The following is an 18673-nucleotide window of genomic DNA, read 5'->3' as shown; positions in this document are numbered from 1 at the left end:
TCAGCTACTTATGGGCTTCATCCCATGCGGCCAGCCCACCCTCCACATACTGCACGTCAAAACCTTTCTGCCCCAAAGCGGCCTGAACAGACTTGCTTACAGAGCCGCCCCGCACGCAATAGATGGCTACGGGCTTGTCCTTGGGCAACTGCGCCGCCCACTCGTCCACCTGCTCCGGGTCATGCCATGCAGCGCCGGGGATAGTGCGCGGGTCAGCCTCATAATCAGCCAGCCTGCGCACATCGCAAACAGTCGCGGTATTGGCGGCCAGCATATCCTGTAGTTCCTGCGGCGTAATGGTTGCGTTCATACCTTCCCCCACGTGTCTGACGTTAAGGATAAAAATCCTGTGCGGGCAAGACTGCATCGCCATGACTGCTCCCCATGCCAGCAATGAAACGAGCAACGCACAGCCAAAGTATCGTATATCAGAGCATCTGCCAGATCAGCCCGACAAGCCCGCTCAACCCTACCAGCGCGTGCATGGAGAGCTTGAAACGCACCAAGGCCACAAGCGACACCAGCGCAACGCCAACGGCAAACGCATCAAATCCCGTTGCCGGGAAAAAGGTGTTCCACGCAAAAAATACCCCGATTTTGAGGATAACGCCCACAACAGCAGCGGATATTCCCATCAGCGCGGCATTGAGTTTTTTGTTGGCTGTAATGGCCTCGATGTAGGGCGCACCGGCAAATATAAACATAAAACTCGGCAAAAACGTGGTAAAGGTGGTGAGCAGCCCGCCCAGAATGCCTGCTGTCATAGGCGTCAGGCCTCCGGGCTGATTCCATGCGGCGATAAAACCCACAAACTGCGTTACCATGATCAACGGGCCGGGGGTTGTTTCCGCAAGGCCAAGACCCAGCAGCATCTCCGTTTCCGTAAGCCAGCCCAGATTAACCGCGTGCTCAACAATGTAGGCAATCACGGCATACGCGCCGCCAAAGGTCACAAAGGTGGCCTTGGTAAAGAATATGGGTATCTGGGAAAGTATATCGCCCATGCTCCGCCATGCAAAAACGGGCAGAATCACAGCCATCCAGATTACGGTGAATATCCCCACCACCTTGAAAAGATGGGACAAAGGCGGCAGATTGGTGAAAGATTCCGGCGCGTCAGTCAGGCATTCATTTGTTCCCGGCTTTTTCTGGCAAAAAATGTCTGGGCGCAGTTTGCCAAGGATGACCCCTGCCACACCTGCCAGCAAAACAATCACCGGAAAGGATACACCCAGAAACTGCCCAAGTACAAACGAGCCGCCAGCAAATGCGTACAGTGCTGGGTGCTTGAGTGATTTTTTTGAAAGCCGGATAAGCGCTTCAATCACAATGGCCACAACGGCGGCGGCGATTCCGTGAAAAATCCCGGCCACAAAGGGAACCTGCCCCTTGGCGGCTGCCAGCCATGAAAGAAAGAGCATCAGAATCACCGAGGGGAACAAAAAGCACAGCCCGGCAATGGTTCCGCCCCAGTAGCCGTTGAGCCGCCAGCCTATGTATACAGCCAGTTGATGCGCTTCCGGCCCCGGCAAGAGCATGCAGAAATTGAGCGCCCGCAAAAAAACCTTTTCGCTGATCCAGGCCCTGCCATCCACCAGATTTTTGTGCATCATGGCGATCTGCCCGGCAGGCCCGCCAAAATTGATAAAACCGAGCTTGAACCAGTAAAGGAATGCTTCCCGCAAAGAAACCTGAGTCCTTGTTTCATTTTCGCTCATGGCTTTCCTTTGATTATCAGGTTGTTGCATGTGAATTTTGCGGGGTAACCATCATATGGCAAATGCATGTCAGTTTTTTAGAACACGATACTATCCACACCGTTGCAGAGCAATCACCTGCAAGCATTGTGGATAAAAATACCGGGAGCGACAAAAAAATAAAAATAGCCACCTAGGGGAGCCGTAAAGATAATTGCGTCAGCCAACCAGCAAAGCGTAAAGCAAATACGACAAAAAGGCCGCCCAAGTGGACGGCCTTTGACTGGTCTGGATTTATAAGATTGCACCTAGCCTTGGCGTTTCATCTCGCCAATCAGATGCTGAAGCGCCTGCGACTGCTGCGCCAGATCGGCGACTGCGCTGGAGGCCTGCTCCATGGCCTGAGCTGTTTCAGAAGAAATTGTGGCCACCTGTTCCACAGAGCGGTTGATTTCTTCACTGGCGGCAGACTGCTGCTCGCTGGCGGTGGCAATGGATTGCACCTGATCGTTCACAAGCTGCACACACTCGAGGATATTTTTCAACGATTCACCCGACTGAACCGAGAGCTTTGTGGCAGCTTCAATGGATTCGCCTGTGTGCTCCACGCTCTGAATGTTTTTCTTTGTGCCTTCCTGAATTTCCTTGATGGCCCGGCCCACTTCCTGCGTTGCGGTCATGGTTTTTTCTGCCAGTTTGCGCACTTCGTCCGCCACCACGGCAAAACCACGGCCAGCATCGCCCGCGCGTGCAGCCTCAATGGCGGCGTTAAGCGCAAGCAGGTTGGTCTGGTCGGCAATGTCGGCAATAACGCCCATTACCTGCCCGATGCTCTCAGCCTGTTTGCCAAGGGCATCCATATCCTGCTTGAGGGCCAGCGACTGCGTGTGCACGGTGCTTATGCCCTTTACGGCTTCATTGACTATCTGCGAGCCTTCAATGGCCTGCTTTCTGGCATTGTTTGAAACATCCGCAGCCTGCTGGGCGTTTCTGGCAACTTCCAGCACAGTGGCGTTCATTTCTTCCATGGCAGTTGCGGTTTCGCGCACACGCGCGGACTGTTCGTCCGCGCCACGGCTCGACTGCTCAACCTGGGCGGAAAGTTCCTCGGAAGCGGAAGTTACGATTTCTACCACTCCTTCAAGCTGGTGGGCAGCCTGAAGCATGCCCTCGGCCTTGGCGCGCTCGGCCTGACGGCGGGCTTCTTCCGCATCGGCAGTGGCCTTTTGGGCGCGCTCGGATTCTTCTTTGGCCTGCTGGCTCTTTTGATCAGCCTCCGCAATTTTGCCCTTCAGGGTAGCCACCATCTGCTTCATCGCGCCAAAAACGCCGATCTCAGGCCGTGCAGGATTAAACTTTGCCTCCAGATCCCCGCCCGCAATCTGCAAGGCAAGTTCTGAGAGCGAGGCAGGTTCGTCGCCAAGCTGGCGCAGCATGTTACGCGAAAGAAAATACCCCACGCCAAGACCCACCAAAACTGACAGCAGCACACCCACAATGGTTATCATCCGCGCGCGTTCGTACTCCTGCATGCTTTTGCGGCTCAGTTCCTGCGCAAACTCCAGCTTTTTTTGACCTATGTCCTGCAAAAGATCAGCCAGCTTTTTCGCCAGCCCACGCCCGGTGGTGGACGAAACTTCCTGCGCCTTTGCTTTCATTGCCGGGTCTGCGAAACTGCCCAGTTCAATGATCTTGTTGTGTGTGGCACGCCATTCGCTTAGCAGGCCGTTCAGTTCGGCAAGCAGCTTGCGGGCGCTCTCGGTCATAAAATAGCGCGGCAGTTCATTGTGATATTTATCCAGCACCACATATTCTTTTTGCAGATTATTCAGGGCAAAGCGGTTGCCCTCTTCCGAAGTGCTGATGATAAGGTTTTTTTCTTCCCGGATGATCCGCAATACTTCAATATTTATCATTCGGAGCAAATCCAGCCCCTTCATGTGCATGGAACTCAACTCTTCAACATCAGTCGCCAGATTGCTCAGGCGGCTGACGCCAAACATGCCAATAATGACCGTGAACAGGCACAGGAGCAGACTCAGGCCTGCCATCTTCTGCATTGTCGTAATTTTTTGCATAGTTGTATCCTACCCATGCTTATATGAAGAGGTTACATATCTTGAATGCGCTTAGACTATATTTTATTAAACCTACAATACGCAAATTTATTTAGGGCATTTTTTGAATATTCAGAATTTACTTATTCCATAGTATACTAACAATGTATCTAATTTTTATTATAAAAATAATAATTATAACAATATTCGACAGTATTTCTCAATAAAACTATTATATTTTTTTATTAAACAACAATATTAAGTTCAAATAAAATTAATAAATCATCTACAACACATGTGAATAAACAATATTTTTTTCAAGATGCAACATTATTATACAACTATTTCGTATTTGTGCAAATTATCACAAAATTAAACTTCTATATCAAACCTCTGTAACCCGCATGCGGCAGCTGGAACTGGGCACGTTGTCTGCATATACAGCCATTATCTGTAATAGAGCCGCCAATCAGCCCCACCAGAGGCAAAGAAAAGCCGACTGCTCACAACAAGCAGTCGGCTTTTTACAGCGCATTTAATTGCGGATTACGTGGCGTCAGCCTCAGTATCGCGCACCACTTCAAAAATGGGCGGCAATACGCGAATGGCCTCAATAAGCTGGTAGAGCTGGGTGGCATCGCGCACTTCAACGGTAATGCGCAGCTTGGCACGTCCATCCACCTGATTGTCCATGTTCAGGCCAATAATGTTGACGCCGTTGCGCGCCATGACCTCGGCAACCTTGGCCAGAACGCCCTGTTCGTTCTTGGCAATAATGAATATGCCTGCTGCGTAGGGCTTTTCTTCCATGCCGTCCCAATGCACGGAAATAAGACGCTCCGGCTCCATATTGGCAACATTGGGGCAGTCGGCACGGTGTACGCTGATACCAAGCCCACGGCTGATGTAGCCGATAATGGGATCGCCCGGCACCGGGTTGCAGCACTTGGCAAAGCGCATGAGCACGCCGTCCACGCCGGAAATGCCCACGCCCTCGCCCTTGCGGGAGGCAGCTTCCTTGCTTTCCTTTACGGTGGGAGTGGCGGGTTCCGCAGCAGTGGCGGCCTCGGGGTGCAGCACCGCATACAGTTTGTTGAGCACCTTGCGCGGTGTGGTGTGGGCATAGCCCACGGCGGCAACCAGATCATCCACGCTGTCAAAATTCATTTCCTGGGCCACAATGGCCAGATGCCCGTCCTTGGTGGCCTTGCCCACGTTCAGGCTGACCTTGCGGCCTTCTTTTTCCAGCAGTTCGCGACCAAGGGTCACGGCGTGGGTGCGTTCTTCCGTGCGCAGATAGTGCTGAATACGGCTGCGCGCCTTGGCTGTTTTGACAATCTTGAGCCAGTCGCGGTTGGGATTGCGCGCCGGGTCGGTGAGGATTTCCACCACGTCGCCGTTTTTCAGCTCCGTGCCAAGGGGCATGAGGCGGCCATTGATTTTTGCGCCGCTGCAATGCTGGCCCACCTTGGTGTGGATCACAAAGGCAAAGTCCAGCGGTGTAGCGCCTTCGGGCAGTTCCTTAACATCGCCAGCCGGGGTATAGATGTAGACCTCGTCCTTGAACAGATCCATTTTCAGCGAGTGCATGAACTCGCGGGAATCTGTTTCTTCACTCTGGCGCTCAAAAATTTCACGCAGCCATGCAAACTGCTCAAGGTCTTTACTGTTGACGCGGCCTTTTTCCTTGTACAGCCAGTGGGCGGCAACGCCGTGTTCGGCCTGCCTGTGCATCTCCTCGGTGCGTATCTGGATTTCAATACGCTCGCCTTCCGGCCCGATGACCGTGGTGTGCAGGCTCTGGTAGCCGTTGGTCTTGGGCATCGAAATGTAGTCTTTAAAGCGCCCGTGCACAGGCCGCCACTGGGAGTGCACAAGCCCCAGCACGGCGTAACAGTCCTTGATATCCTGCACCAGCACGCGAAAGGCCATGATGTCGTGCATTTCGTCCAGTGTCATGGACTGGGCCTGCATCTTTTTATAGATGCTGTGCTTGTGCTTGATGCGCCCGTAAACCTGCCCGGTGATGCCGTTTGATTCCAGCAGATCCTGAATCAGGCCCACAACCTTGCCGATGATCTGCTTTTCCACAACCTGATGGTTGTCCAGCCAGTGATCGATCTGGTTGTAAATGTCGGGCCGCATGTATTTGAAGCTCAGGTCTTCCAGGTCGCGCTTCATCACGTACAAACCCAGGCGGTTGGCCAGGGGCGCGTAGATATCCATGGTTTCCTGGGCAATGCGCTTCTGTTTATGACTTTTCTGAAAGTCCAGCGTGCGCATATTGTGCAGGCGGTCGGCCAGTTTGACCATGAGAACCCGCATGTCGTGGCTCATGGCCAGGATCATCTTGCGGATATTCTCCGCCTGGGCTTCTTCCTTGTTCTCAAAGGTGATCTGGCTGATCTTGGTAACGCCATCGACGATATCGGCCACTTCTTCGCCAAAATTTTCGTCCAGCTCTTCGATGGTGGCCTTGGTGTCTTCTACTGTGTCGTGCAGCAGGCCAGCGGCAATGGTGGGTTCGTCAAAACCCATGCCCGCCAGAATGCTGGCAACCGCCAGAGGGTGGGAAAGGTACGGCTCGCCCGAAAGGCGGGTTTGCCCCGCATGGGCGGTGGCGGCAAACACATACGCCTTCTGGATCAGCTCCAGATCCGCGTTCGGGTTGCCAGCCGAAACCTTATCGAGAATTTCCTGAATACGAATCATGCGTAACGTCCACCCACAGCGTAAAAAAATATCTTCAACCAGTTCTGGAACTATGTTCCGACTAAAGCGGCCTTGTCAACGCCGAGGGCAGCCGAATTGCAGACCAAAGCCCACAAACACAGCGGCCCCGGCTGGACAACCAGCCAGGGCCTGTTCAAATCCGCGTGGTCTGAATATGCGCCTGCAAGCCAGCAGGCAAGAGCAAAAAAGCTGCCCCGTTCCCGGTGCGAGCGCTTAGGGCTGCATCTGCGTATGCTGCAAGGCTTTGGGAATCCACCATTTTTCAAAATTATACATTATGCCCGCCAGCGCGGGTTCTATGCCCTGAAACCGCCGCTGCACCACAGGCAGGGCATAGGGCACAAACAAAAAGCAGTAGGGCTGCTCCGCATCAAATATTTCCTGGATGCGATAGTACAGTTCTGCGCGCTTTTTCTGATCGGGCGTGGATTGCGCTTCTTCAAGCAGCTTGTCCACCTCGGGATTGCGGTAGTGGGTAAAATTCAGCCCGCCCTCAAAGGTCTGGGATGAATGCCATACAGAAAACAGGTCAGGATCCTGCGGTATTGTCCAGCCCAGCAGCACGGCGTCAAACCGCCCCTTGTTGACAAACTCGCGGATAAAGGCCGCCCACTCCACGGTGCGGATACGCACGTCAATGCCCACCTCGCGCAGTTGCGACTGCATGACGGTAGCCGCAAGAATGCGCTGCTCGTTGCCCTGATTGGTCAGGATGGTAAAGGCCAGCGGCTGGCCGTCGCGATCAAGCAGGCCATCGCCGTCATGATCGGCAAAGCCCGCCTCGGCCAGCAGGGCGCGCGCGGCGGCAATGTTTCTGGGCATGGGTTTAAGGCCAGGATGGTACGGCCACGAGCCGGGCTTGAACGGCCCAAAAGCCGGAACGCCCTGCCCCAGCAAAACGCCTTTGATGAGGCCCTCGCGGTCGATAGCCATGGAAATGGCCCGCCGCACCCGCACATCCTTGAAAAACGGATGCTCCAGGTTAAAGCCGAGGAAAATATACACCGAGGCGATGTAGCGGAATTTATGGAATCTGCTCTGCCATTCCGGGCCAGAGGTCTGCCTCAGGTATTGCAGGGGCGAAAGATCCATCACGTCCAGTCTGCCCGCCCGGGTTTCCATAAACATGGTAGCGTTGTCGGGAATGATCCTGTACACCACTTCGTCAATGCGCGGCTTGCCCGCAAAATAGGTGGGCGATGCCTCCAGCACTATGCGGCTCCCCGGCTCCCACGACTTGAGCCGATACGGCCCGGCCCCCATGGGCTTGCGCGCAAAAGGCGTGGAACGGATGTTCTGCCCTTCCAGAATATGTTTGGGCAAAATGGGGTTCATCCAGGTGGATACCGCCCGCGCAAAAAACTGGTCATAGCGCACTTCAAACGTATAGCGGTCAATGACCCGCAGATCCTTGATACGCAAAAAATCCTCGGCATAAGGGCTGCCGGTGGCAGGGTCTGCCGCCAGCTTGCAGGTAAAAGCCACGTCTTCGGCGGTCAGCTCCTGCCCGTCCTCCCACAATATGCCCTTGCGCAGGGTAAAACGCATGCGTTTGCCGCCGTCTTCCATGCTCCACGATTCCGCGGCCCACGGCTCGGGCTGTAAATCCTTGTTATAACGCAGCGGCGCCGTGTAGATGAGGTCTGCAACCTCATGCGAGGCGGAGTCTGACGTGAGGTAGGGAATAAGATTTGAAGCCTCGCCAATGGTGCCAAAAAATATGCTGCCGCCCGAAGCCGGGGGGCCAGCCGGGCTGACTGCCGCACCCGAGGGGGCAAGGCCGGTTTCTTCCGGCAGATCACCCGCAGAATTGGCGCAAAAAGCTGATGATGCACAAATGCACAGTAAAGCACATGAAATTGTGACCCAACGAATCCACTTTTTCCCGTAAAATCGGGTGGCCCGTTGGGCTGATATTGATTCCAACATATTGATTGCGCGCTCAAAATTTATTTTTTTCATAAAAGTCACACTTCATATTGCTTTCGCCCCCCAACCTGTGCTATTTATCGCAAACGTCATAACATCGCTCCGTTTCTGGAATTTTCCAGAAATTTCAACGGAGTATTTTTGGGGAACCCATGAGTCGATCTGAACAGAGCGTCGTTCGCGAAATGTGCCAGACTTTCCTGCACGATAGTGTGCCGGAATACATCCGCGACGCCGCCTACTATATCCTGTCCGAAGGTGAGGTGCAAAAAATAAATATCCAGGAGGGCGAAACCTGGGACGTCCAAGGCGTCATCCAGGGCGAAGACCTGCAGGTCTTCACGCCGAGCCTGAGCCTCACCATTACGGATCGCAGCACCCGCCACCAGTGCAACTGCTCTGATGCGTTCTCAGGCATCTGCCGCCATGTGGCAGCACTTGCCTTGCGCCTTGTGGAAGAACTGCGCAAGGAACAGGGCGACCCGGAAGAAACCCCGCCTCCCAGCACCGACTGGAAGCAGAGCTTCCGCAACTTTTTTTCTACCGACATGGAACCGGAACCAGGCCGCCACTATCTCATATTCCGCTTTGAACCGGAACAGGGGCGTCTGCTGGTTTCCTTTTTCCGTGGGCGGCAGAACAAATCCGGGCTTTCCAGCGTGCACAACGAGGTAACGCTGGATCAGATCATCCAGAACCCCGACTGGTGCGAATTTTCACCCCAGTTGCCGCATGTGGCCCGCCAGATCGGTCAGCACCTCGACTATTACGGCCACCGGGTTGAAATCCCGCAGGGCCTTACCTCATGGTTTTTCTGGTCTGTGCGCAAGGAATATTATCTGCTGTGGAAGGACACTGACAAGCCCTGCCGCATCGAGAGCACGCCTTTTGCGCTCAAGCTCAAGCCTATCCTGGACGATTCGGGCTTTCGCTTTGAAATGCTGCTCAAGCGCGAGGGCCGCCCCCCGCTGCCCATCCGCGCAGGGCGCAGCAATCCCAGCGACCGCAACCCGACCGAGAGCACCGCGCCGGAAGACGCGCCCATCACCTTTCATGGGCAAATGCCCCTGTGGGTCTGCTACCAGCATAATTTCTACCCGGTGCAGACGGGCCTCTATCCCTCGCTGGTGCGCAACCTTATTTACGAACGCCCGGTTGTGCCGCACGAAGAAATTTCCGAATTTCTCGACCGAGTGTGGACGCGCCTGCCAGCCTCGGAACTCTACGAACCACAGCAGTTCCTCAAGCTCATGGAGCCGGTGTTCCAGCCTGCCACCTATAATCCCAAGCTCTTCCTCGATGAAGAAGGCAGCCTGCTGACGCTGGAAATCGACAACGTGTATGAAACGCGCCACGGCGAATTTACACTCAACGGGCCCAACCCCGACTTCCAGACCGGCAGCTACACCTACGAAGGGCAGACCTATCTGGTGCGCCGCCATCAGGACGAAGAAGCCCAGTTGATGAACGAACTGAGCGGCATGGACTTTCAGGCCCGCTCAAGCAAACTGTGGTTCCTTGAGCCGGAAGAAGCCATTGCCTTTCTGCTCGACTCCTACCCCAAGCTGATCGAAAACTACCGCGTCTACGGCGAAAAGGCCCTCTCGCGCTACAAGGTGCGCACGGCTTCTTCCAACATCACGGCGCAGGTGGTCAGCAACGAAAAGGAAAAATGGTTCTCGCTGGACATCAACGTGGAATACGAAGGCCAGAGCCTGCCCCTGGAAAAAATCTGGAAGGCCTGGACCCGAGGCAAGCGCTATGTGCAGTTGAAAGACGGCTCCTATACCAGCCTGCCCGAAGCGTGGCTTGAAAAGCTCTCCCACAAGCTCACGGCCCTGGGGCTCGACCCTTCAAAGCCCCCGCAGCAGAAATTCAAGCAGTTTGAAGCCCCTGTGCTCGACAGCCTGCTGGAAGACCTGCCCGGTGCAGCCACGGACTCCTTCTGGAACAACCTGCGCGAAAAAATCCGCTCGTTCCGCGAGGTGCGGCCCATCACGCCGCCCAAGGCGCTCAACGCCAACCTGCGCAGCTATCAGGTGCAGGGGCTTTCGTATCTCAACTTCCTTTCGGAATACGGGTTCGGCGGTATTCTTGCCGACGAAATGGGCCTTGGCAAAACCGTGCAGACCCTGGCCTTTATCCAGCACATGATTGATGTGCACCATGACGGGCCAAACCTTATTGTGGTGCCCACCTCGGTGCTGCCCAACTGGGAGCGCGAAGCGGAAAAGTTCGTTCCCGGCCTCAAGCGGCTGACCATCTATGGCACCCGCCGCGAAGGTATGTTCAAGCATATTTCCAGCTCGGATCTCATCATCACCACCTACGCGCTGTTGCGGCGCGATCTGGAGGAGATGGAAAAATACGAGTTCAACACCGTTATTCTTGACGAAGCCCAGAACATCAAGAACCCCAATACCATCACAGCCCGCGCCGTGCGCCGCATCAATGCCCGCATGCGCCTGTGCCTCTCGGGCACTCCCATCGAAAACAACCTTTTCGAGCTGTGGTCGTTGTTCGAGTTCCTCATGCCGGGCTTTCTGGGTTCGCAGCACGCCTTCCAGCGGGGCATCGTCAAGCCCATCAAGGACGGCGACGCTGAAACGCTGGACTATCTGCGCACCCGTGTACGTCCCTTCATTCTGCGCCGTACCAAGGCCGAAGTGGCCAAGGATCTGCCGCCCAAGGTGGAAAGCGTCACCTGCTGCGCGCTGGAAGAAGCGCAGGCCGAACTGTACGCAGCCCTGGCCCGCAAGCTGCGCGCCCAGGTGCTGGCCGATGTGGACGAAAAAGGCCTTGCCAAAAGCCAGATGTCCATTCTCGACGCCCTGCTCAAACTGCGCCAGATCTGCTGCCACCCGCGCCTGCTCAAGCTCGACATGCCCGGCTTCTCCAACAACCTGCCTTCTGGCAAGTTCGATGCCTTCAAGGACATGGTCATGGAAATTGTGGAAGGCGGCCACAAGGTGCTCGTCTTCTCGCAGTTTGTGCAGATGCTCCAGATCATCAAGCAGTGGCTGGAATTTTCTCAGATTCCCTTCTGCTACCTCGATGGCGCGAGCAAAGACCGTTTCGATCAGGTAGACAAGTTCAACAATACGCCTGAAATCCCGATCTTCCTGATCTCGCTCAAGGCTGGCGGCACGGGCCTCAACCTGACCTCGGCCGACTACGTTATCCACTACGACCCGTGGTGGAACCCCGCCGTGGAAAGTCAGGCCACAGACCGTACCCACCGTATCGGTCAGACCCGTCAGGTCTTTTCCTACAAACTCATCTGCCAGAACACGGTGGAAGAGAAGATTCTCAAATTGCAGGAAGCCAAGCGCGGCGTGGCGGAAGCCATCATTCCCGGTCAGGACACCTGGAAGTCGCTCACGCGTGAAGATCTGGAAATGCTCTTTGACGTGTAGCTTCAAGCTTTGCCCAAATGACATAACAGCAAGGCCCTCTGGCGACAGGGGGCCTTGCTTGCGTTTCGGACTCTGCTTCGGGCATGAAAAAACCGCCCCAAAGGGCGGTTTAAGAGCCAGAAAAAAGCTATGCGGGAGCAGGAACCGGGAGACAGTTTCAGCGGCAAGTTGCGTTGCCCTTTCCGCAAAATGCTCTCTGCAAACAGCGGGCTGTTCGCAACACACCCTGCGGTAACCTGCTTCTGAAAAGCTAGGAAAGCACAGCCTTGGCTTCAGCCACACGGGCTTCTTCTTCCCGCCCAAGCTTGCGCAGGGCGCGGGCAAGAGTTTCCCACGCTTCGGGCTTGTCGTGCAGGCCAGCGCTTTTGCGGGCCAGCAGTTCCGCCATGGCCGGATCTTCATTGCTGTCCAGATAGATATTTGCCAGCAGCAACATGGAGGCGGCATCCTGCGGATTGCGTACCAGAGCCTCGTGCAGCAGCTCACGCGCCTCGCCGCCCTTGCGCTGGCGCACAGCCACACGCGCAAGGTGCCTGCGGGCAAGGCTGGGCGCGCCGGGGCGCGCATCCTCAAGGGCTGCGGCTATCTCATAAAAACGCCGGGCCTCGGCCCTTCTGCCGCCCTGTTCGCACAGTTGCCCAAGACGGATGTGGGCAAACTGGTGCTCGGGCGAAACCTTGACGCACTGCCGGTAATACCGGGCTGCTGCGCGCTTTTCGCCAAGCCCCTGGCAGACCGTGCCCAGATTGTAGTAAATCTGTTCGGCAAGGGCTTTATCCGGCCCGTGCCGCAGGGCCTCCGTAAAATGCCGCCGGGCTTCGTGCTGCCGCCCAAGGGCCGCCATGCATACGCCAAGGGAATTCCAGGCCATGGCATTGGCCTCGTCAGCCAGCAGCGCAAGTTTGTATTCTTCCACCGCGCCAAAAACATCGCCGAGGCTGTACCGCCTGTCGGCGCTAATGTTGAGCGCAAGCGAATTGCACACCCCCACCTTGGGGGCTGGCAACAGCAGGGCGTATTCCAGAGCCTTCAGGGCGCAGTCGGGCATTTCACCCCTTCGGAACTGAAGGAAGGGATAACCCGCAAGGCCCACAGAAGCCGAAATGCCACGGCTGCTCAGTTCACCGCACACCCCCTCGTACAGAGACACAAGGGCTTGCGCTTCCACATCCGGATGGAAAAATATCAGACTGTTGCTGCCGTAGCGTCCAGCCATCGGCTGCGGCAGGTTCTGCGCATTGCCAAGGGCATCGCGCCATACGCTGAGGGCAGTTTCAATAATCCCCTGCCGGTTCGCAGCATCGTGCATGCCGTCCAGCGGCACGGCATCCGGATGCGCGGCATCGCCCGCATCAGAATTGCCCGGCTCCAGCCGCAGCAGACAAAGCGTAAAACGGTTGCGTCGCTCCGCCTCCACGGCAAAACGGTTCAAAAAATCACCGTGACCGCACAAACCGCCAGCACATTCTGCTGGCTGGGGCACGGCAGATGCGGAAGCACCGCACGCAGCAGCGGCGTGTTTGCCACCTTCGGCAGATTCTGCCCTCTGGTTTTGTTCCTGCACGGCCACCGCCGCATCTGGAATGGCAGGGCGCGCGGCGGAAAAATCCTGTTCGTCCAGATCCGGGCTCAAAACGGGCGTCTCACCCAGCAAAGTGAGCCTGTCCCCCACCTCGGGGCGGCAGGTAACGTCAACCAGATGCAGGGCCTCGGCAACGGAATCCGTATCCCGCGTGTGCAGCACCACCAGCTCGCCCTTGTAACGGGGCGAACCGCTTTCCGCCTGTCCCCACAGGGCAAAGCGCATGCCCTCGCGGGCCTTGGCCTGACGTCCGAGGCTAAGCCGCACGCGGCCCAGCGGCAGGGATTCCAGCACCATGCCCCCTTCTTGCAGTATGCGCGCAAAGGGCATAATGCGGCTTTCCACAGCCTGAGCGCCGTCAGCCTCCTGCCCGGCCACATCTGCGGCAAGGCGGGCGCGATCCATGCACAGGCGGGCCTGATCGTGCATCTCCAGGTGCATTTCTGTACCGCGCATATCCTGTGGATACAGCGCATGCCCGGCGCAGAGGCGCGGGTGCACGGGCTTTTTCAACAACGGATAGGGCATGCGCACCGCTTCCATACGCGTCAGTGCTGCGCGGGCCAGCTTGTGACAGGCGCCGCGTCCGCTGGCGGGAAAGAGCAGGGCAATCTCCCAGCGGCCCACACGCGCTGCCAGAACATCCGATGGCAGGGCTTCGCGGCAGGCGTCTGCCAGAGCCTTGAGATATTTTTCTGCAAAAGCATGCCCGCCGCGCCGTACCACAGAATCCCCGTTACCAAGACGCAACAGCACAATCCCCATGCACAGCCAGTGCAGGGGCGCGGGGCCGCTTTCTTCCGCGCCCGGCTCTTCCAGGTAGGCCCGCAAGCGCTCTGCGGCATTTTCCATATGCGCAAACAGGGCCTCTTCTGTGGCAAGCCCGGTAACGGAATCCGTGCGCATGGCCTTGGCTCTGGCAAGATTCTCCAGGCAAAGGCCCGCTATGGCAGGCAGAAAAGGCAAAAGGGGCCGGGCCTCGCGCGCCTTGACGCCGTGCAGCATGGCAACGCCAAGCAGATGGTCGTCGCGCCGCAAGGGCAGCAGCAGCCTGCGCTCCCGCGACAGCAACTGCGGCTCTTCGGGCGCGCGGCTGGTGGGAAAATACAGGGCGTGCCCTGAAAAGGACAGGAATGAAGACAATTGTTCACACAACAGGCCTTCCATTTCCATGAGGTCTTCACGCGCGAGTTCGAGCTGCGGGCAGTTTTTTTGCATCTTCAAATTGTAGTGTGGCAAAGGCTGCTTGTCTAGAAAATTTCAAGACAGAGAGTCCCCATCTGTCAGACCATCACGGAAAGGCCTTGCCATTCCAGTTCCATGTCCGGAGCTGCCCGCCGAGGCTAACCTATGCGCGCAACTTGATTTTGCCCCATTGTGCGGCTAAATTTTAAGCGTATTGACTACCGTGGCGGGTAAAACTTTGCCGCTGCCGCGTTGTTAACGCGCCAGGCGCTTGCCTGTGAACACAATCCAAGATAGTATATCCAAAGTCGGTAATTTTGCGCGCAGCAAACCATTGCGCGCCTGATATCGACAAGCCAAAGGAACCTTTATGCCAGTTGCCACGTTTCCCCTCGGCCCTTTGCAGACCAACAGCTACCTTATCCACAGCGGCACTCAGGCCGTTGCGGTGGACGTGGGCGGCGACCCGGATCCCATGCTGGAGTATCTGGCTACGCACGGTCTGAAACTGGCTGCCATCTGCATTACCCATCGGCACTTCGACCACGTTTACGGCGTGGCGGCCCTGCAGAAGGCCACAGGAGCGCCTGTATACATCAGTGCCGATGATGATTGCCTTGAGGGGACGGAATCCGCCCAAGGCGGCCTGTGGGGCTTTCCCACTGTGACTCCGTATCAGTCGCAACCCATAGCTCTGGGCAAGACTTCGTTCGGCGGCATGGAATGCGAGGTGCTTGCCACCCCTGGGCACACCCCGGGCGGAGTTTCGCTGTTTTTTCCTACTGAAAAACTTGTTTTTACAGGTGATGCACTTTTTTATCGCTCCATTGGCCGCACGGACTTTCCCGGCGGCGACCACAACGGCCTGCTGCGCTCGGTGACGGAAGTACTTTTCAAACTGCCGGAAGACACAGTGGTGTACCCTGGGCACGGCCCCTCCACCACCATTGGCGATGAAAAAAAGAGCAATCCTTTTTGCGGTGAATTTCAGCTATGAACAACGTGCTTGTGCTCCAGTGCAGTCCTCATGTGGGAGGCGTTTCTGATTCGGTGGCAAACCTTTTTACAAAGGGCATGGCCGAAGCCGGAATTGAAGCGCGCACTGTAGCCTTGCGCGACTATGCATATTCGCCCTGTACGGGGTGCGGCGGCTGCTCCAGGCCGCCGCACAAATGCATTCTGGCCAGCCGGCCCCTCCCCGGCCAGAATGATGCCTGCGCCCAGATGGACCAGGCCGAAGAAATTTTTCAGATGATCAACGAAGCACAGCTGGTCATGATTTCTTCCCCCATTTATTTCTATTTTCTGCCCGCGCACTTCAAGGCGCTCATCGACAGAACCCAGCGTTTCTGGATGCTGCAGGGAGGTGAAGACCGCGTTCCCCTGCCGCTTTCCCGCGCAAAGCCCGTGCTTGTAGCCATGACCGCAGGGCGGCGGCGCGGCAATCTGCTGTTTTCAGGCTCTCTGCTTTCGCTCAAATACTTTCTGGCCCCCCTTGGGGCTGCCGTTCGGGAAACCCGACTGCTACGCGGGCTTGAATCAATCAAGGATCTGCACGAACGCCCTGCTGTAATGGCCGCCCTGCACGCCTGGGGGCACGACTGGGGGCACAGGCTCGCCACAAAAAATGCCAGCTATGAACTGACCCAGCCCCTGCCCGATGATGCGGCCAAATCATAGACCGCAGCATTTTGCACCCCGTTCCTCACCCATGTCGCATGACAATCCCCAGACGCGCCCAACTGTACGTTGCGGCTGGCTGGGTTCTGCACTGGCCCGCATGCAAAACGCTTTGGGGCTGAACCAAGACCGCTGTTTGCACTGTCTGCGTCCCTTTTCCCCTGCGTTTGCGGCGCACGCCCATGCCACGACAGCGCCGGAACCCCTCCTTTGCCCCCAATGCAGGACTCAGCTTGTCCCATACGCCGGGCCCAGATGCCCGCGCTGCGGAATTCCGCCTTCTGATCCACAGGCTGGCAACAGCATCTGCGGCGCATGCCTTCAAAATCCCCCGCCGTGGAGCGGAGCTGCTTTCTACGGCCTCTATCAGGGAGCCCTGCGGCACACCCTGCTTCGGTTCAAGTTTGACGGGCATCTGTACCTTGCCCCCCTGCTGGGAAATTTTCTGCTTGAATCCGTAGCCTGCCTGCCCCGTCCGGATGTCATAGTGGCAGTGCCGCAGCATGCCGCCCATTTGCGCCGCCGAGGATACAATCAGGCCCACGAACTGGCGCGTGCCCTGCATGGCCTGTCAGGCCTGCCTTTGTCTTCAAGGCTGCTTTCCCGCCCTGTGCCCGGTCAGGAGCAGACGCACCTGGGGGCAAAAGACCGGCGCAGCAACGTGCGTCACAGTTTTGCCGCCTCGCCTGAGGCCAGGGGGCTGCGCGTATGGATTGTGGATGACGTTATGACCACGGGCAGCACCATGAACGCCGCAGCCAGCGCCCTGCTCGCAAGTGGAGCCACGCGGGTGGATGCGGTCTTTGCGGCCAGAACGCCGCTCAACACAGCCACCGAAGCCTCGGATATGCCAAGCCATGCGGGGTGAGTGTGCACGCAGCACATGACAAGCTCATGCTCTTGGGCTATACACAGGTCACATACACTAGCGCCCCGCCCTCTACGTGCGGAAACAGAGCCAATCCCTCTGCATATCGCAGGCTTGGGCGCACAGGAGATTTCATGCCCAGCGCACACCGTTCCTGTCATCTGGGGTTATTTGAACATAAAAGTGCAGTTGTCGCCGCGTGTTGGGCTGTTTTGTCCTTCCTTTTTTTTGCGCCATCCGCGCAGGCGCAGGTGACCCTGCTGGTGCCCAGCCAGCCCAGCATTGAAGCACCCACCCCCCGCCCCAAGCAGGACGCCCCCGCCAAACGCGAGGATAAAAAAGACGAAAAACGCCAGCAGGACGCCAAAACATCATCCGGCAAGGCAGAACAACCCGCTGATGCCTCAGGCAAACAGCAGGAACAAGCCCCCGCTGCGCCCACGGCCGAAGGCAAACCCGCTTCTGAAGGCAAACCCGCGCCCAACGGCGAGGCCGCCCCGGCAGACGCCCCGGCCAAACCGGAACAGGCTGCCGCCGCACCAGCACCCGCTGACACGCAGATAGATGAAGAAGTAGACGTGCTTATCACCATGATGCGCCCCTTCCAGTACGAAGGGTTGGTCATGGACATGCCGCAGATGTTTGCGGTGCTGCGTTACGACAGCACCACACCGGTAAAAGACGGCGTGGCGCAGCCCGAACGGCGCGACTTGCTAGGCGACATGGAAGAAATCCGCTACCTGAACCAGAAGGCATGGGGGGCCAACGTTGCCCTGACCAAACCCGGCCTATACCAGTTCATCATTGAAGGCCGCCCCTGGTGGGATGCCGCACACGGACGCTTTTTGCAGCATTACGTCAAAACAACCCTGCCTGTGTACGGCGTTGAACGCGGCTGGAGCCTGCCTGTGGGCCAGCGTTTTGAAATCGTACCGCTTTCCCGCCCATTTGGCCTTACTGCGCCTGCCATGTTTTCCGGCGTGGTGCTTATGGATGGCAAACCTCTTGCCGCCGCTTCTGTACGCATGGCGCGCATAAATACCGAAAAGCGCCCCGTGCCGACCTCATGGCATGAGGATATCGCCGCGCGCACCAACAACAAGGGGGAATTCTCCTTTGTGTTGAACCAGCCCGGCTGGTGGTGTTGTATGGCCAGCATTCCCGGCGATCCGCTCAAGGGGCCTGACGGACAGCCCAAGCCCCTGCAACTGGGAACGCTGTTCTGGTTGTATGTGGACAGTATTTCCAGCGAGGCGCGGAAGCGCTAGCTTGTTGAAAATTGGGAGTCCCCGGTTACGGTGAAGCGTGACCGGGGACTTTTGCGTTTCATGCCTGCGCGGGAGCGTGGTCTCGCCTCCCTTGCGTGTTTTATGCCGCCCTTTGGGCTTGTTATTCCGCCCTCTGGCGGAGTTTGGGACGCCTGCGCGGCGTGCGATTTCGCCCAAGCTTCGCGAAGTGAATTCTTCTTGCTGCCCTTTGGGCTTGTTATTCCGCCCTCTGGCGGAGTTTGGGACGCCTGCGCGGCG

General features: G+C 57.0%; 11 protein-coding genes. 5 read left to right on the top strand and 6 right to left on the bottom strand.

Going from position 1 to position 18673, the window contains the following annotated elements:
- Positions 1-4: 4 nt before the first annotated feature.
- The 5 genes from NE637_RS08710 to NE637_RS08690 form a co-directional block, all read right to left on the bottom strand.
- A complete protein-coding gene (locus NE637_RS08710; RefSeq protein ID WP_215648532.1) occupies positions 5-310 on the bottom strand; it encodes a thiosulfate sulfurtransferase GlpE in 306 nt (101 codons plus the stop codon).
- 118 nt (positions 311-428) lie between these two features.
- Complete coding sequence (gene chrA / locus NE637_RS08705) at positions 429-1718, bottom strand: chromate efflux transporter (RefSeq protein WP_227118579.1); 1290 nt, start codon at positions 1716-1718, stop codon at positions 429-431.
- 287 nt (positions 1719-2005) lie between these two features.
- Positions 2006-3775, bottom strand: coding sequence for a methyl-accepting chemotaxis protein (locus tag NE637_RS08700; RefSeq protein ID WP_227118578.1), 1770 nt, complete (start codon positions 3773-3775; stop codon positions 2006-2008).
- 525 nt (positions 3776-4300) lie between these two features.
- Positions 4301-6466 carry a RelA/SpoT family protein gene (locus tag NE637_RS08695; protein ID WP_192112485.1) on the bottom strand — a complete coding sequence of 722 codons (2166 nt, stop codon included), beginning with the start codon at positions 6464-6466 and terminating at the stop codon, positions 4301-4303.
- A 234-nt stretch (positions 6467-6700) separates the two neighbouring features.
- Positions 6701-8416, bottom strand: a complete 1716-nt coding sequence (locus tag NE637_RS08690; protein WP_227118577.1) for a peptide-binding protein — start codon at positions 8414-8416, stop codon at positions 6701-6703.
- A gap of 152 nt (positions 8417-8568) precedes the next feature.
- Between NE637_RS08690 and NE637_RS08685 the strand changes: the two genes are divergently transcribed.
- The gene (locus NE637_RS08685) at positions 8569-11832 is read left to right on the top strand and encodes a DEAD/DEAH box helicase (protein ID WP_256267688.1); all 3264 of its coding nucleotides are present in this window, start codon (positions 8569-8571) and stop codon (positions 11830-11832) included.
- Between the two features lie 250 nt (positions 11833-12082).
- Here NE637_RS08685 and NE637_RS08680 read toward each other — a convergent pair whose 3' ends face one another.
- Positions 12083-14632 (bottom strand): tetratricopeptide repeat protein, encoded by a 2550-nt coding sequence (locus NE637_RS08680; RefSeq protein ID WP_227118575.1) that lies wholly within the window; start codon positions 14630-14632, stop codon positions 12083-12085.
- A 337-nt stretch (positions 14633-14969) separates the two neighbouring features.
- Here NE637_RS08680 and NE637_RS08675 point away from each other — a divergent pair, with 337 nt between their 5' ends.
- The 4 genes from NE637_RS08675 (at position 14970) to NE637_RS08660 (ending at position 18415) form a co-directional block, all read left to right on the top strand.
- On the top strand, positions 14970-15596 hold the full coding sequence (locus NE637_RS08675) for an MBL fold metallo-hydrolase (RefSeq protein WP_192112481.1): 627 nt from the start codon (positions 14970-14972) through the stop codon (positions 15594-15596).
- Entirely contained in the window at positions 15593-16279 is a 687-nt protein-coding gene (locus tag NE637_RS08670; RefSeq protein WP_227118574.1) for a flavodoxin family protein, read from the top strand. Before NE637_RS08675 ends, NE637_RS08670 begins: the two co-directional genes overlap by 4 nt.
- 487 nt (positions 16280-16766) lie before the next feature.
- Complete coding sequence (locus NE637_RS15885; RefSeq protein ID WP_227118573.1) at positions 16767-17147, top strand: ComF family protein; 381 nt, start codon at positions 16767-16769, stop codon at positions 17145-17147.
- A 134-nt stretch (positions 17148-17281) separates the two neighbouring features.
- The gene (locus NE637_RS08660) at positions 17282-18415 is read left to right on the top strand and encodes a DUF4198 domain-containing protein (protein WP_227118572.1); all 1134 of its coding nucleotides are present in this window, start codon (positions 17282-17284) and stop codon (positions 18413-18415) included.
- The last annotated feature ends 258 nt before the right edge of the window (positions 18416-18673 follow it).

Origin of the sequence: Desulfovibrio desulfuricans (genome assembly GCF_024460775.1) — a bacterium.
In the GTDB taxonomy this organism is placed as follows: domain Bacteria; phylum Desulfobacterota; class Desulfovibrionia; order Desulfovibrionales; family Desulfovibrionaceae; genus Desulfovibrio; species Desulfovibrio desulfuricans_E.
This window is presented reverse-complemented; position numbering and strand designations above follow the sequence as displayed.

What these genes read in the sequence shown, in the direction of transcription:
- NE637_RS08695 (WP_192112485.1), bottom strand. Translation starts at nt 6,466, where the DNA reads ATGATTCGTATTCAGGAAATTCTCGATAAGGTTTCGGCTGGCAACCCG.
- NE637_RS08685 (WP_256267688.1), top strand. Translation starts at nt 8,569, where the DNA reads ATGAGTCGATCTGAACAGAGCGTCGTTCGCGAAATGTGCCAGACTTTC.
- NE637_RS08690 (WP_227118577.1), bottom strand. Translation starts at nt 8,416, where the DNA reads ATGTTGGAATCAATATCAGCCCAACGGGCCACCCGATTTTACGGGAAA.
- NE637_RS08710 (WP_215648532.1), bottom strand. Translation starts at nt 310, where the DNA reads ATGAACGCAACCATTACGCCGCAGGAACTACAGGATATGCTGGCCGCC.
- chrA (WP_227118579.1), bottom strand. Translation starts at nt 1,718, where the DNA reads ATGAGCGAAAATGAAACAAGGACTCAGGTTTCTTTGCGGGAAGCATTC.
- NE637_RS08670 (WP_227118574.1), top strand. Translation starts at nt 15,593, where the DNA reads ATGAACAACGTGCTTGTGCTCCAGTGCAGTCCTCATGTGGGAGGCGTT.
- NE637_RS08680 (WP_227118575.1), bottom strand. Translation starts at nt 14,632, where the DNA reads ATGCAAAAAAACTGCCCGCAGCTCGAACTCGCGCGTGAAGACCTCATG.
- NE637_RS08700 (WP_227118578.1), bottom strand. Translation starts at nt 3,775, where the DNA reads ATGCAAAAAATTACGACAATGCAGAAGATGGCAGGCCTGAGTCTGCTC.
- NE637_RS08675 (WP_192112481.1), top strand. Translation starts at nt 14,970, where the DNA reads ATGCCAGTTGCCACGTTTCCCCTCGGCCCTTTGCAGACCAACAGCTAC.
- NE637_RS08660 (WP_227118572.1), top strand. Translation starts at nt 17,282, where the DNA reads ATGCCCAGCGCACACCGTTCCTGTCATCTGGGGTTATTTGAACATAAA.